The sequence below is a fragment of the Kitasatospora sp. NPDC086009 genome (genome assembly GCF_044540385.1).
Lineage (GTDB): Bacteria > Actinomycetota > Actinomycetes > Streptomycetales > Streptomycetaceae > Kitasatospora.
Genome location: NZ_JBITSA010000049.1, coordinates 1 through 1,142, shown reverse-complemented (window position 1 = coordinate 1,142; position 1,142 = coordinate 1). Strand labels below are relative to the sequence as shown.

At 67.3% G+C, this 1,142-nt stretch carries 1 protein-coding gene; it reads left to right on the top strand.

What is annotated here, in order from left to right; genetic code table 11:
• Positions 1 to 1,142: acyl-CoA dehydrogenase family protein (locus tag ACIF6L_RS38665; RefSeq protein ID WP_396491949.1), on the top strand; the 1,142-nt coding region annotated here is incomplete at both ends.

Sequence of the window (1,142 nt, the reverse complement as noted above, 5' to 3'; positions counted from 1 at the left end):
GGACTTCGATCTCTTCCGGATCTCCGAGGAGCACGAGATGCTGCGTGAGGCGGTGCGTTCGCTGGCCGAGGCGAAGATCGCTCCGTTCGCGGCGGAGGTGGACGAGGAGGGTCGGTTCCCGCAGGAGGCGTTGGACGCGTTGCGGGGCAATGACCTGCACGCGGTGCACGTGCCGGAGGAGTTCGGTGGTGCGGGGGCGGACGCGCTGGCGACGGTGATCGTGATCGAGGAGGTGGCGCGGGTGTGTGCCTCGTCGTCGTTGATCCCGGCGGTGAACAAGCTGGGGTCGTTGCCGGTGCAGTTGGCGGGGTCGGAGGAGTTGAAGGCGAAGTACCTGGGGGCGCTGGCGCGGGGTGAGGGGATGTTCTCGTACTGCCTGTCGGAGCCGGAGGCGGGTTCGGACGCGGCGGGGATGCGTACGCGTGCGGTGCGGGACGGTGATTTCTGGGTGCTGAACGGGGTGAAGCGCTGGATCACGAACGCGGGGGTGTCGGAGTTCTACACGGTGATGGCGGTGACGGATCCGGAGCTTCGGTCGAAGGGGATCTCGGCGTTCGTGGTGGAGAAGGGTGACGAGGGGGTGTCGTTCGGGGCGCCGGAGCGGAAGTTGGGGATCAAGGGGTCGCCGACGCGTGAGGTGTACTTCGACGATGTGCGGATTCCGGCGGATCGGATGATCGGTGTGGAGGGGTCGGGGTTCGCGACGGCGATGCGGACGCTGGACCACACGCGGGTGACGATCGCGGCGCAGGCGGTGGGGATCGCGCAGGGGGCGTTGGACTACGCGAAGGGGTATGTGCGGGAGCGTCGGCAGTTCGGGAAGCCGATCGGTGATTTCCAGGGTGTGCAGTTCATGTTGGCGGACATGGCGATGAAGCTGGAGGCGGCGCGGCAGTTGACGTACGCGGCGGCGGCGAAGTCGCAGCGGGGGGACGCGGATCTGACGTTCTTCGGGGCGTCGGCGAAGTGTTTCGCGTCGGACGTGGCGATGGAGATCACGACGGACGCGGTGCAGTTGCTGGGTGGGTACGGGTACACGCGGGACTACCCGGTGGAGCGGATGATGCGGGACGCGAAGATCACGCAGATCTACGAGGGCACCAACCAGGTCCAGCGGATCGTGATGGCCCGCAACCTGCCGT